We start from the raw sequence: 13,856 nt of genomic DNA, 5'->3' as shown, positions 1-13,856 counted from the left end.
GCCACGACTTCTCGTCGTGGCCGCAGAAGTGCGCCTGGCCGCAGAAGACGCAGAGGACGACAGCAGTCGCGCTCGCTCAGGAGACGGTCACACCAGCGTCTGCTGCCAGGCGGCGTGCAACTGAGCGAACTTGCCCGTGCCGCTGATGAGGGTCTCCGGGGTGTCGTCCTCGATGATCTTGCCGTGCTCCATCACGAGCACCCGGTCGGCGATCGCGACCGTCGACAGCCGGTGCGCGATGATGATCGCCGTGCGGTCCTTGAGGAGCGTCTGCAGCGCATCCTGGATCAGACGTTCCGAGGGGATGTCGAGCGACGCGGTCGCCTCGTCGAGGATCAGCACCGCAGGGTCCGCGAGGAACGCCCGCGCGAACGAGATCAGCTGACGCTGCCCCGCCGACACCCGGCCACCGCGCTTGTTGACGTCGGTGCCGTATCCGTCGGGCAGCGACGAGATGAACTCGTCTGCCCCGACCGCGCGGGCAGCCGCACGGATCTCATCCAGCGAGGCATCGGGCTTTCCGAGAGCGATGTTGTCGGCGACCGTGCCGCTGAAGAGGTAGGCCTCTTGCGTGACCATCACGATGGCGCGACGCAGGTCCTTCGGATGCAGGCTGCGCAGGTCGACTCCATCGAGCGTGACCGTGCCGATCGACGGGTCGTAGAACCGGGAGATCAGCTTCGCCAGAGTGGACTTGCCCGCGCCCGTGGTACCCACCAGCGCGATCGTCTGCCCGGCAGGGATGTCGAGCGAGAAGTTCGGCAGGATGGTCTTCTCGCCGTTGTATCCGAACGTGACCTCGTCGAACCGCACGTGTCCGCGCGACTCCCACAGGTCGACCGGCTTCTCGGGATCCGGAACCGTCGGCACCTCTTCGAGCACTCCGGACACCTTCTCCAGGGCCGCGGTGGCGGACTGGTAGGAGTTCAGGAACATCGCGATCTCCTGCATCGGCGCGAAGAAGTTGCGCACGTACAGCACGGCCGACAGCAGCACGCCGACGGTGAGGGTCTCGTTCGAGACCCTGATGCCGCCCCACAGCACGACGATTCCGAGCACGAGCGCCGCGACGCCCATCAGGCCGGGCTCGAACGTGCCGAACAGCAGCATCGAGCGTCGGTTGACGTCCCGGTAGTCGCCGGCGATCTTCTGGAAGGTCACGTCGTTGCGAGGCTCCTTGCGGAAGGCCTTGACGGCACGGATGCCGGTCATGGTCTCGACGAACTGCACGATGACCTTCGCGCTGATGACGCGCGACTCACGGTAGACGAGCTGCGAGCGCGAGTAGAACCAGCGCATCAGGAAGAACAGGGGTACGCCGCCGATCGCGAGGATGAGCCCGGACTGCCAGTCCCACACGCACAGCGCGATGAAGGTGAACAGGCCGAACAGCACGCCGGAGACGAGCTCGTTCAGCCCGCCGTCGAGCAGCTCCTTGATCGAGTCGAGGTCGCTCGTCTGACGCGAGATGATGCGACCGGACGTGTAGGACTCATGGAATTCCAGGCTGAGGCGCTGGGTGTGCAGGAAGATCCGCTTGCGGAGGTCGAGCAGCACTGCCTGCGTGAGCTTGGCCGCGATGATCACGTACCAGGCGATCATCGCCGCCGCGACGGCGCCGGCGAGAAGGTAGATCCCGCCGATCATGAAGGTCGGCATCCAATCGGCGCGCTCGAGCACAGCGGGCAGGGCACGGTCGAGACCGATGCTGATGAGGATCGGTCCCGCGACCTGGAGCGCCGTCGAGATGACGAGAACGATGGCCGCCAGAGTGATCTGCGGCTTCAGCGGACGCACGAGCGATCCCAGCAGTCGGAGCGACCGGCGACGGATGGCCCGGCTCTCCTCCTTGGTGTAGCTGGAGCGGTCTTCGTCCTGGGTTCCGGTGATCGCGGAGCTCATCGCTGCACCTCCTTCTCGGTGATGATGTCTTCGTCGGCGGCGTCCTGGCGGATCCCGTCCTGCACGACGGCGTCGATCTCGTCTTCCTCATCGCGGATGATCGGGATCGCGCCGGTGCGCGCCGCCTCCTCAGCCTCGAGGCTGGAGATGACGTGGCGGTAGTGACGACTCGTCTTCAGCAGCTCGCTGTGCGTCCCGACGGCGGTGACTCGGCCCGATTCGAGCAGCGCGACCCGGTCGGCCAGAGCCACGGTCGAGGGCCTGTGCGCCACGATCATGGCGGTCGTATCGGCCAGCACGTGCCGCAGCGCCTCTTCGACGAGAGCCTCGGTGTCGACGTCGAGCGCCGACAACGGGTCATCGAGCACGAGCACCTTCGGCTTGGCGGCGACCGCCCTGGCCAGTGCGAGACGCTGACGCTGTCCGCCGGACAGGCTCAACCCTTCCTCGCCGATGACGGTTTCGACCCCCTCGGGGAGCGAGTCCACGAAAGAGGCCTGTGCCACGTCGAGCGCTTCGCGCAGCACTCGTTCGGCCTCGTCGCTGTGCACGTCGAGATCGGCCCGTCCGAGCAGGACGTTCTCGCGCACGGTGGCCGAGAACAGCGTGGCGTCCTCGAACGCCATCGCGATGTGCTGACGCAGCTCGGCGAGCGGCAGGTCGCGCACGTCGACGCCGTCGAGCGTCACGCGCCCGCCGGTGACGTCGTAGAGGCGCGTGGGCAGGGTGGTCAGGGTGGTCTTGCCGCTGCCGGTCAGCCCCACGAGCGCCATGGTCTCGCCCGGGCGCAGCACGAGATCGATGCCGTCGAGCAGATCGCGCTCGTTCGCGCCCGCGTCCTGGTACCGGAAGTGCGCCTTGTCGAATGCGAGCTCGCCACGGGGTTCCGCGATGTGCACGGGGTTCTCGGGGTCGGTGATGCTGTTCGTCTCGGAGTAGATGTCGAACACTCGATCGGTCGCCGTGCGGGCGTCGAGCATGAACGAGAACAGGAACCCGATCGATTCGATCGGCCAGCGCAGCACGACGGCCATGGCGAAGAACGCGAACAGCTGAGCCTCGTCGATCTGTCCCTGCGAGATCAGCCAGATGCCGGACATCAAGCTCAGCCCGAACGCGATCTGCGGCATGAGATCGAGCCAGAACCAGATCGACGCGATCGCGCCGGCCTTGCTCATCTCGGTCTCACGCAGCGTCTCGGCCTGGCGGCTGAAGCGGCTCAGAGCGTGCTTGCCCCGACCGAACGCCTTGAGCACGCGGATGCCGTGCACGCTCTCCTCGACGCTGGTGGCGAGGTCGCCGGCCTGGTCCTGGCTGCGGCGAGTGAGCGCGCCGTAACGCTTCTCGAAGAGGTAGCCGCGGATCCAGAGCGGAATGGCGGTGACGATGAAGATCACTCCCAGCAGCCAGTGCCAGCGGAACAGGAGCACGGATCCGATGATGATAGTCAGGACGTTGACCACCAGCAGGACGAGGCCGAAGGCCAGCCACCGGCGGATCAGGCCGATGTCCTGCATCATCCGGCTCAGCAGCTGCCCCGACTGCCAGCGGTCATGGAAGGAGACCGGCAGCGTCTGCAGGCGCGAGTAGAGCTCGGTGCGCATCTTGTACTCGACCTGTGTTGCGGGGTTGAGCACGAACTGGCGGCGCAGCCAGACCATGAGCGCCTCACCCAGAGCGAGGCCGAAGACCGCGAGCGCACCCCAGGCGATCGCATCGATCGCGCCCGTCCGCACAGGACCGCGGATGATCTGCTCGAGGACGATGGGAATCATCAGTGCGATGATCGCGGCGACGAGCGCGCTCGCGGCGCCTCCCGCGAGCCGCCAGATGACGGGCTTGACGAAAGGCTTCAGGCGCCACAGTGCGGCCGGTGTGGAAAGGGAGGAGGAGGGGGAGGCGTTCTGCGATGAAGGCGAGGAAGACATGTCTCTCAGACGAGTTTCGTATGGGGAAGCGGTTGCTGAAGGCGGCAGACGCAGCGAAGGACTCTCGGAGTCCGGCATCCGGTGGTCGTGCGTGTCGGAAAGTGGCTCTAGCGGAGCGGGCGCACCGGGGTCGAGCCGAGAGCGGCGATCTGCACAGCGGCGATCGATGTCATGGTGTCCTCCTCAGGGGCTCGGCTATGTCGTCCCGGTCGGTGCGACAGCCCACCAGCCTATTCCTGTGAACAAGCTGAGCACAAGAGAGATTCCCGATTCATGCCCGCGCGGCTTCTCGCTCCAGCAGGCTCGCCTTGACGTCGAGACCCCAGGCGAACCCGCCGAGGGTGCCATCCGATCGCAGCACACGGTGGCAGGGCACGAACAGCGCGGGGGCGTTGCGGGCGCAGATCGATGCCGCGGCGCGCACCGCACGGGGGTTGCCGAGCCGCGCTGCGAACGAGGTGTAGGTCAGCGGCTCCCCCGGCTCGATCGACCTCAGCGCCGACCATCCGGTGAGCTGGAGCGCCGTGCCCGTCTGCTTCACGGCGACCGCGTCGATCGCCGAGAGGTCCCCGGCATAGAAAGAGAGCGCAGCGGCAGCCGCATCCGTCTCGCCCTCGCGCACCTCCGTCGGCCGCACCGGGACGGCGAGCCGTGCGAGGATCGTCGCCTGGTCGGCCGTCCATCCAGAGGCGAGCACCCGCTGACGGTCGTCGGCGAGGATGGTGAACGGTCCGTCGAGCGTCTCGACGGTCTGGATGATGGCGTTCATGAGGTCTCCTTCACAAGGGCGGTGGTCTGTCTCGCGCTCGGCCGTCGAACCGGACGTGCGGGCGCTGCTCGCCAGAGGTGAGCACTGAGATAACTGCGCCACGGGGCAGCCCGCTCGGCCCACGCGACCAGCGGCAGCGGATCCGCCGGCAGTCCGGACGCGGCGGCCCCCGCACGAAGTGCGACGTCGCCGGGGAGCAGCACGTCGGGGTCGCCCAGCACCCGCATCCGGACATAGTCGGCCGTCCAGGGGCCGATGCCGGGCATCGCGAGCAGGGCAGCGCGCTGCTCGACTCCGTCGTCGCCGACCGTGAGAGCGAGGCTGCCGTCGGCGAGGGCCGTGGCTGCGCCGACGATCGCCCTGATGCGGGCGGCCGGTCCGCGCAGCACCGAGGCCCCGTGCTCGGCGATCGCCGCCATCGTCGGGAAGAGCAGCCCCTGCTCCGTGCGCTCCCCCAGCGCGTCGGCGAGCGCGGTGAGGGCAGTGCGCGCGGCGACGACGGTGATCTGCTGACCGACCATGGCACGGATCAGCATCTCGTGCGGATCCGCCGAGCCCGGCACGCGGATGCCCGGAGTGCGCGCGACCAGCGGAGCGATCTCGGGGTGGGCGCTCAGCGCCTCGTCGACCGCGAGAGGGTCGGCGTCGAGGTCGAAGATCCGTCGCACGGTCGACACCAGCGGAGCGAGGTCGCCGAGCTGAGCGACGCGCGCCCGAAGGTGCAGTCGCTGCGTCGAGTCCTGATGCACTTCGAACCACGCGGGCCCGCCCGCCATACGCAGGTGCCGAGAGAAAGATGTGGTCGCGGCCTCTTCGACCCCCGATACCGCACGCGCAGCCATCCACTGGAAGATTCCGGACGCATCGAGCGGCCCGCGGTACGGGAGGACGAGGTCGATCGCACCGGGAGCAGCGGACGCCGGGGTCTTCCGTCGAGCCCTGAGCTCGCCCGGAGTCAGAGTGAACACCTCGCGGATCGTGTCGTTGCACTGCCGAATGCTCGCGAAACCGGCCGAGAAAGCCACATCCGAGATCTGCATGTCCGTGCCCACCAGCAGCATGCGCGCCGTGTGCGCGCGATGCGCCCGCGCGAGGGCGAGCGGACCTGCCCCCAGCTCGGTCGAGAGCAGTCGGGTCAGGTGCCGTGTCGAATAGCCGAGACGCACGGCGAGGCCCGACACTCCCTCGCGCTCGACGACGCCCGAGGCGATGAGACGCATCGCCCGCGCCGCGACGTCACTGCGCAGGTCCCACGCAGGCGAGCCCGGGGCAGCTTCGGGCAGACAGCGCTTGCACGCCCGAAAGCCCGCCTCGTGCGCCGCTGCGCTGGTGGGATAGAAGGTGACGTTCTGCGGCTTGGGCGTGCGCGCGGGGCAGCTCGGACGGCAGTAGATCCCGGTAGAGCGCACGGCGGTCACGAACTGCCCGTCGAAGCGGGTGTCGCGCGCGCTGATCGCACGGTATCGCTCATCGAAGTCGGTCACGGGGAAGCTCATGCCTCCACTCTGCCACCGCCCTCCGACATCGACTGGCGGAAATCGGACATCACGGTGGACATCGGGATCGGCCGCATCATCCGACGACGAGACCCCTCGCACCTGCATCGGCGCGAGGGGTCTCGGATGTGCCTGGGCCTCAGGGCCGCCGCACTCAGTGGAAGAAGTGACGCTCCCCGGTGAAGAACATCGTGACGCCGGCCTTGCGTGCGGCGTCGACGACCTCTTCATCGCGCACCGAGCCACCGGGCTGCACGATCGCGGTGACGCCCGCATCGATGAGCACCTGCGCACCGTCGGCGAACGGGAAGAAGGCATCGGAGGCAGCGACAGAACCGGCTGCACGATCACCGGCTCGCTCGACCGCGAGGCGGCACGAGTCGACACGGTTGACCTGACCCATGCCGACGCCGACCGTGGCGTTGTCCTTCGCGAGCACGATCGCGTTCGACTTGACGGCGCGGCACGCCTTCCACGCGAAGATGAGGTTCTCCATCTCCTCGTCGCTGGGGCGCTCGCCCGAGACGAGCTCCCAGTTCTTCGCGACCGAGACGATGTCGTCGGGGAAGCGATCGGCATCCTGCAGCAGAAGTCCGCCCGAGACGAGGCGCACATCCATGCGCTCCTGCTGCCAGTCCTCCGGCAGCTGCAGCAGACGCAGGTTCTTCTTCGCCTTGAACACCTCGAGGGCTGCGGGTTCGAACGACGGCGCGACGATGACCTCGGTGAAGATGTCCTTCAGATTCTCGGCCATCTTGAGGGTGACGGTGCCGTTCGCGGCGATCACTCCCCCGTACGCCGACACCGGATCGCACTCGTGGGCGCGGATGTGCGCGCTCGCGATCGGGTCGAGGGCGTTCGGGGCGGTCGTGGCGATGCCGCACGGGTTCGCGTGCTTGATGATCGCGACGGCCGGCTTCACCATGTCGTAGGCGGCGCGCAGCGCGGCATCCGCGTCGACGTAGTTGTTGTACGACATCTCCTTGCCCTGCAGCTGCGTCGCCTGGGCGATGCCGTGGCCGCCGACACGCGTGTAGATCGCGCCGCGCTGGTGCGAGTTCTCGCCGTAGCGCAGCGTCGCCAGCAGCTCGGCCTGGATCGTCAGGTGCGTCGGCAGGTCCTCGCCCTCGCCGAGCGTGCCCTCCGCGAACCATGAGGCCACCGCGGTGTCGTAGGCGGCGGTGTGGGCGAAGGCACGGGCCGCGAGCTCGCGGCGCTGCGTCAGCGTGGTGCCGCCGTTCTCGATGGCGCTGATGATGCCCGGGTACGACTGCGGCGAGACGACGATCGCGACGTTCGCGTGGTTCTTGGCCGCGGCGCGCACCATGGCGGGGCCGCCGATGTCGATCTGCTCGACCACGTCGTCGCCCTCAGCACCGGAGGCGACCGTCTCGACGAAGGGATACAGGTTCACGACGACGAGCTCGAACGGCGCGATGTCGAGATCCGCGAGCTGACGTTCGTGATCCTCGAGGCGCAGGTCCGCGAGCAGACCGCCGTGGATCTTCGGGTGCAGCGTCTTCACGCGGCCGTCGAGCATCTCGGCGACTCCCGTGACGGCGGCGACGTCGGTGACCTCGAAGCCCGCCTCGCGGATCGTGGAGGCCGTCGAGCCGGTCGAGACGATCTGCACGCCCGCGCCGGCGAGAGCGGCGGCGAGATCGAGCAGACCGGACTTGTCGCTCACCGAGACGAGTGCGCGGCGAACCGGGACGGTGTCGCGATCGCGGTACAGCGAGTGGTCGTGGCGGGGGCCGGCCATGATGGGCTCCTTCGTGCGAGGGGGGCGTGCGTGGATCGGTTCAGGATGCTGAGGTCAGCGAGAGCTCACCGGTCGCGATGCGGCGCACCACGTCGATGAGAAGTCGGCGCTCGACGGGCTTGATGCGCTCGTGGAGGCTGTGCTCGGTGTCACCGGCGACGACCGGCACGCGCTCCTGCGCGAGGATCGGGCCGGTGTCGACGCCGTCGTCGACGACGATCACGCTCGCGCCGGTCTCCGAGACGCCCGCGGCGAGCGCGTCGCGCACTCCGTGTGCGCCGGGGAACTCGGGCAGGTATGCGGGATGCGTGTTGATCAGTCGTGGCGAGAGGTCGGCGACGAGGGCGGCAGGAAGCAGACGCATCAGGCCGCTGAGCACGACGAGGTCTGCGTTCCAGACGGCGAGCTGGCGGCCGAGCTCTTCGCCCCAGGCTTCGCGCGATTCGTGCTCGTGCCACGGAACCGTGAAGCTCGGGATGCCGAACTCCTCGGCGTGAGCCAGGCCGTCGGCTTCGCGGTCGGCGCCGACGACCACCACCCGCGCAGGGAAATCGGGGTGGCGAGCAGCCTCGAGGAGGGCGCGAAGGTTCGAGCCGGTGCCCGAGATGAGAACGGCGACCGTGAGCACGCGCCCAGTCTACCGGGGCCGATGGGAGGCCCCGAGCCGCATGTCAGCCGACGGGATCGCGCGGATCGCGCCGCGGGAGCCGGAATCCGCCCGCGTCATCGAGCGGCGCCGTGTCATAGGTCGACGGTCCGTCCGGCCAGCCGACCGTTCCGTCGCTGGGATCCGTGCGTGCGTTCGACACCGCATCGGATGCCGTCATCTCGGCGACCCAGCGGTCGGTGCGCTCTTCCGCGAGCTCATCGCGATTGCGGGGCGACAGGAGCAGGATCGCTGCGCCGAGCAGGACCTCTCCCCCCAGCGCGAGAGCGAACGGCAGCGGGGCAGGGCCGGCTTCGGAGAGCCGCCCCGGACCCATCGACCCTCCGGCGAACAGGGCGGCGATCGCGGCGACAGCGGCGGTCAGCACGCCGATTCCGAGGGCGATCGTCGCACGCGGGGCGAGACCGAGCGGCGTGCCCTCCCAGACGAGGCGGGACCGAACCGCCCATCCGGCGAAGGCACCGGCACCGATCGGGAGGATGATGACGATGAGCATCCAGATCGACGTGCTCTCGGGAAGCAGCCCGAGCACGGGGATTCCGGGGACCACGCCGAGCTGGGTGCCCGCCGGGGACACCGCTGTGCCGACACCCACGGCGAATCCGGGTCCGGCGAGCCAGGAGGCCGCCCAGACGATGATGGTGGGCAGATACGCGAGATGCCCGAGAGTGATGACTCCGGCGCCGAGCGCATCGACCCGCGCCGCCTGGAAGAGAGCCACCATCTCGCCGCCTCGTGCCGCCGTGAGCACGGCGACAGCAACTGCGGAGACTGCAGTGGTCCCCACGACGGCGAAGGCCGCTCCGCGCACGGCCGCACTCGGAACCGGCCCCCAATCGCCCCACGAGTCGACGACGTCGTGGATCCGGTCGAGGAAGCCGCCGTCACCGTCCTCCCAGGCGATGCGGACGGCACCGCACACGGCGCCCACGAGATAGACGGCTGTCGGAAGCAGGATCGCCTCGACGAAGGGCGTCTCGACGGCTCCGAGATGGGCGGTCAGTGCGACTCCGGTCGCGATCGCCGCGAACGTGAGGGAGCCGGAGAGCGAGCCGAGGAGCCAGGCCCCCGCGCGCGCGGCGCGGGTGCCGGAGCGGGCTGCGAAGAGCAGCGTGAAGATCAGGAACGCGAGCGGTGTCACCGAGAGCGTGAAGGCGGCGGCCGCCGGTGCGATGCCCGTCGTGCGGAGCACCTCGGTCGATACGTCGATGCTCAGCGGCACGCCGTGGCCGAACTGCCACAGGGTGCCGGTGAGCGGCCAGAGCGCGCCCCAGTCGGCCGTGACGCCGAACGAGAGCGTCCAGAGCAGGGTGAGCGGCGCCAGCAGGACCACGAGACCGACCGCCGCAGCGATTGCGGCATCGAAGGCGGCGAGGAGCGCGACGAGGAGGCGTTGCATATCGAATCGAGACTACGACGAGAACCCTGTCGTCGCCTGTGGGCGCGCGCGACTCGGGCGACACGATATCGTCTCCAGCGGAGGTTTCCCGATGACAACTGCCCCGTCCCCCACCCGCTCAGAGGCCCAACCCAAGAACGCCCTCGACCGCTTCTTCGAGATCAGCAAGCGCGGATCCACGATCGGCACCGAGATCCGAGGGGGCCTGGTGACCTTCGTCACGATGGCCTACATCGTGATCCTCAACCCGATCATCCTGTCCGGCTCGGCCGACGTCGCCGGCGACACGCTCGATTTCAGCGCCGTCGGCGCCGCCACCGCGTTGACCGCCGGCATCATGACGATCCTGTTCGGTCTCATCACCCGCCTGCCGTTCGGCTTCGCCGCCGGCCTCGGCATCAACGCCTTCGTGGCCTTCTCGGTCGTCGGTCAGGTCACCTGGCCCGAGGCGATGGCTCTCGTGATGATCAACGGTCTCGTCATCGTGCTTCTCGCGGCGACCGGCCTGCGCAAGATGATCTTCGACGCGGTTCCTTTCCAGCTGAAGATCGCGATCACGGTCGGAATCGGCCTGTTCATCGCCTTCATCGGGTTCGTGAACTCCGGCTTCGTCACCGCGACCGGCAGCGCATCTCCGCCGGTCGGTCTCGGCGTCGGCGGATCGGTCGCGACCGTGCCCACCGTGCTGTTCATCGTCACGCTCATCGTCACCGGCATCCTGGTCGCGCGCAAGGTCAAGGGCGGGCTGCTCATCGGCCTCGTCACCGGCACCGTCCTCGCGGTGATCGTCGAGGCGATCTGGCATCTCGGAGCCGCATCCGACGACAACGCGGGCGGCTGGGGGCTCACGGTTCCGACTCTCACGGGATCGCCGTTCGGTCTGCCCGACCTGAGCCTGGTCGGCGCGGTCGACTTCAGCTTCGACTTCAGCAAGGTGAGCCTCGTCGCGATCGTGATGATCGTCTTCACCCTCGTCTTCTCGAACTTCTTCGACGCCATGGGCACCATGACCGGTCTCGCCAAGGAGGCCGACCTCGCGAATGAGAACGGCGACTTCCCGCGCATCAAGTCGGCGCTGGTCGTCGAAGGTGTCGGCGCGATCGTCGGTGGTGGTACGTCCTCGTCGTCGAGCACCGTGTTCATCGAGTCCGGAGCGGGTATCGGCGAGGGTGCGCGCACCGGATTCGCCAACCTGATCACGGGTGGCATGTTCCTGCTCGCGATGTTCCTCACGCCGCTCACCTCGATCGTCCCGACCGAGATCGCGGCCGCCGCGCTCGTGATCGTCGGCGCGATGATGATGGCGCAGATCAAGTACATCGACCTCACGGAGTTCGACGTGCTGCTGCCCGTCTTCCTGACCGTGACCGTGATGCCGCTGACCTACTCGATCGCCAACGGAATCGGCGCCGGCTTCGTCAGCTGGGTGCTCATCCAGGCGTTCTCCGGCAAGGCCCGCAAGATCAGCCCGCTGCTGTGGATCGTCGCCGTCGGCTTCGTGATCTTCTTCGCCCGAGGTCCCATCGAGGCGCTCTTCGGCGTCGCCTGAGCGACGACGAACAACACGAAGGGCGGATGCTGCGGCATCCGCCCTTCGTCGTCCCCACGCACCTGGCGTGTCGAAAGCGTCCGGGCATAGAAGAAGGCCCCGGAGTGGAGTCCAGGGCCTTCTCCTACAGTCTAGCGCTTAGAGCGACTCGACGATCTCACGCATGAGTGCGGCCGTCTCGGACGGCGTCTTGCCGACCTTGACCCCCGCGGCCTCGAGGGCCTCCTTCTTCGCCTGGGCGGTGCCCGCGGAGCCCGACACGATCGCGCCGGCGTGGCCCATGGTCTTGCCCTCGGGAGCCGTGAAGCCCGCGACGTAGCCGACGACCGGCTTGGTGACGTGCGCCTTGATGTAGTCGGCCGCGCGCTCTTCGGCGTCGCCGCCGATCTCACCGATCATCACGATCGCCTTGGTATCGGGGTCGGCCTCGAACGCGGCGAGCGCGTCGATGTGCGTCGTGCCGATGACGGGGTCGCCGCCGATGCCGATGGCCGTCGAGAAGCCCAGGTCGCGCAGCTCGAACATCATCTGGTACGTCAGGGTGCCCGACTTCGACACGAGCCCGATCGGTCCCTTTCCGGTGATGTTCGCCGGCGTGATGCCGACGAGCGCCTCACCGGGGGTGATGATCCCGGGGCAGTTCGGTCCGATGATGCGAGTCGTGTTGCCCTTGCTCTGGGCGTAAGCCCAGGCCTCTGCCGAGTCGCCGACGGGGACACCCTCGGTGATCACGACGAGCAGCGGGATCTCGGCATCGATGGCCTCGATCATCGCGTCCTTGGTGAAGGCGCCGGGCACGAAGGCGATCGACACATCTGCGCCGGTCTCCTTCATGGCCTCGGCGACCGAGCCGAAGACGGGGAGCTCGACGGCGTTGCCGTCCTTGTCGGTGTGCGCGACCGTGGTGCCGGCCTTGCGTGCGTTCACGCCGCCGACGACCTGGGTGCCGGCCTTCAGCATGAGCGCCGTGTGCTTGGTGCCCTCGCCGCCGGTGATGCCCTGGACGATGACCTTGGAATCCTTGTTGAGGTAGATCGACATTTCTCTAGTCCTTGTGTCTCTCTGCGATCAGGCGTTGGCGAGTTCGGCGGCCTTGTCGGCGCCTTCGTCCATGGTGCTGGCGAGCGTGACGAGCGGGTGCGCGTACTCGGCGAGGATCGCACGACCCTCGTCGACGCGGTTGCCGTCGAGGCGCACGACCAGCGGCTTGGACGCCGTGGAGCCGAGCGTCTCGAGTGCGCCCTTGATGCCGTTGGCGACGGCGTCGCACGCCGTGATGCCGCCGAAGACGTTGACGAACACGCTCTTGACCTGCGGGTCACCCAGGATGACGTCGAGGCCTGCGGCCATGACCTCTGCCGAGGCGCCGCCGCCGATGTCGAGGAAGTTCGCGGGCTTGACGCCGTTGTGGTTCTCGCCGGCGTAGGCGACCACGTCGAGCGTCGACATGACGAGACCTGCGCCGTTGCCGATGATGCCGACCTCGCCGTCGAGCTTGACGTAGTTCAGACCGCTCTTCTTGGCCTTCGCCTCGAGCGGGTCCGCTGCGTCCTTGTCCTCGAGCGCCTCGTGCTCGGGGTGGCGGATCTCGGAGGCGTTGTCGTCGAGCGTGACCTTGCCGTCGAGGGCGATGATGTCGCCCTCTTCGGTGCGGACCAGCGGGTTGACCTCGACGAGAGTCGCGTCCTCGCCCTTGTAGACGTCGAAGAGCTTGACGAACACGTCGGAGACCTTCTCGATGAGGTCCTCCGGGAAGTTGGCGGCGCGAGCGATCTCGACGGCCTTCTCCTTGTCGATGCCGGTCAGCGGGTTGACCTCGACGCGCGCGAGCGCCTCGGGACGCTCGACCGCGAGCTCCTCGATCTCCATGCCGCCCTCGACCGAGCAGAGGCTCAGGTACGAGCGGTTGGCACGGTCGAGCAGCACGGAGAAGTAGAACTCCTCAGCGATGCGGGCACCCTGCGCGACCATGACGCGCTTGACGATGTGGCCCTTGATGTCGAGACCGAGGATGGCCTTGGCCGCCTCGTACGCCTCGTCGGGGGTCTTGGCGACCTTGACGCCGCCGGCCTTGCCACGACCACCGGTCTTGACCTGGGCCTTGACGACGACGACGCCGCCGATCTTCTCAGCGGCTGCCTTCACCTCCTCAGGGGTGTCGGCGACGATGCCGGCGAGGACCGGCACTCCGTACTTCTCGAAAACGTCTCGTGCCTGGTACTCGTACAGATCCACTGTGCTTCCTTCACTGGGCTGCGGCCTGGAATTCTCTCGATGTCGAGACATCGATCAATCCCCCAGCCTACTACCGCCGCCTGAGCGCCCCTACGTCCGCAGAGCGCGGGCGACGAGCCGATGTCGTCCGGTAGCATTCTTGTGCGTTG

General features: G+C 68.1%; 10 protein-coding genes. 1 reads left to right on the top strand and 9 read right to left on the bottom strand.

What is annotated here, in order from left to right:
• Positions 1–87: 87 nt before the first annotated feature.
• The 7 genes from AB0P11_RS11100 to AB0P11_RS11070 all read right to left on the bottom strand — a co-directional run bounded on the left by AB0P11_RS11100 (position 88) and on the right by AB0P11_RS11070 (position 9,923).
• Positions 88–1,902 carry an ABC transporter ATP-binding protein gene (locus tag AB0P11_RS11100; protein ID WP_053099015.1) on the bottom strand — a complete coding sequence of 605 codons (1,815 nt, stop codon included), beginning with the start codon at positions 1,900–1,902 and terminating at the stop codon, positions 88–90.
• Positions 1,899–3,830, bottom strand: a complete 1,932-nt coding sequence (locus AB0P11_RS11095) for an ABC transporter ATP-binding protein (protein ID WP_053099014.1) — start codon at positions 3,828–3,830, stop codon at positions 1,899–1,901. Before AB0P11_RS11095 ends, AB0P11_RS11100 begins: the two co-directional genes overlap by 4 nt.
• Positions 3,831–4,101: 271 nt before the next feature.
• Positions 4,102–4,599 (bottom strand): methylated-DNA--[protein]-cysteine S-methyltransferase, encoded by a 498-nt coding sequence (locus AB0P11_RS11090; protein WP_056277359.1) that lies wholly within the window; start codon positions 4,597–4,599, stop codon positions 4,102–4,104.
• Positions 4,596–6,095 (bottom strand): AlkA N-terminal domain-containing protein, encoded by a 1,500-nt coding sequence (locus AB0P11_RS11085; RefSeq protein ID WP_056277357.1) that lies wholly within the window; start codon positions 6,093–6,095, stop codon positions 4,596–4,598. The genes AB0P11_RS11090 and AB0P11_RS11085 overlap by 4 nt, the downstream gene beginning before the upstream one ends.
• A gap of 154 nt (positions 6,096–6,249) precedes the next feature.
• Positions 6,250–7,857: a bifunctional phosphoribosylaminoimidazolecarboxamide formyltransferase/IMP cyclohydrolase gene (purH, locus tag AB0P11_RS11080; protein WP_053099011.1), complete on the bottom strand. Its 1,608-nt coding sequence runs from the start codon at positions 7,855–7,857 to the stop codon at positions 6,250–6,252.
• A gap of 40 nt (positions 7,858–7,897) precedes the next feature.
• On the bottom strand, positions 7,898–8,485 hold the full coding sequence (gene purN, locus AB0P11_RS11075) for a phosphoribosylglycinamide formyltransferase (RefSeq protein ID WP_056277354.1): 588 nt from the start codon (positions 8,483–8,485) through the stop codon (positions 7,898–7,900).
• Between the two features lie 43 nt (positions 8,486–8,528).
• Positions 8,529–9,923, bottom strand: a complete 1,395-nt coding sequence (locus AB0P11_RS11070; protein ID WP_363521962.1) for a DUF6350 family protein — start codon at positions 9,921–9,923, stop codon at positions 8,529–8,531.
• 91 nt (positions 9,924–10,014) lie between these two features.
• Between AB0P11_RS11070 and AB0P11_RS11065 the strand changes: the two genes are divergently transcribed.
• Positions 10,015–11,472: an NCS2 family permease gene (locus tag AB0P11_RS11065; RefSeq protein WP_053099008.1), complete on the top strand. Its 1,458-nt coding sequence runs from the start codon at positions 10,015–10,017 to the stop codon at positions 11,470–11,472.
• Between the two features lie 138 nt (positions 11,473–11,610).
• Here the strand turns inward: AB0P11_RS11065 and sucD are convergent, their stop codons facing one another.
• Positions 11,611–12,513 carry a succinate--CoA ligase subunit alpha gene (sucD, locus tag AB0P11_RS11060; RefSeq protein WP_285364884.1) on the bottom strand — a complete coding sequence of 301 codons (903 nt, stop codon included), beginning with the start codon at positions 12,511–12,513 and terminating at the stop codon, positions 11,611–11,613.
• A gap of 27 nt (positions 12,514–12,540) precedes the next feature.
• Positions 12,541–13,707 carry an ADP-forming succinate--CoA ligase subunit beta gene (gene sucC / locus AB0P11_RS11055; protein ID WP_053099006.1) on the bottom strand — a complete coding sequence of 389 codons (1,167 nt, stop codon included), beginning with the start codon at positions 13,705–13,707 and terminating at the stop codon, positions 12,541–12,543.
• Between the last annotated feature and the right edge of the window lie 149 nt (positions 13,708–13,856).

The sequence above is a fragment of the Microbacterium sp. NPDC079176 genome, from assembly GCF_040686675.1.
Classification (GTDB): Bacteria; Actinomycetota; Actinomycetes; order Actinomycetales; family Microbacteriaceae; genus Microbacterium.
Note: the sequence above shows the minus strand (reverse complement) of the source record. Positions and strands in the feature narration are given on the sequence as shown.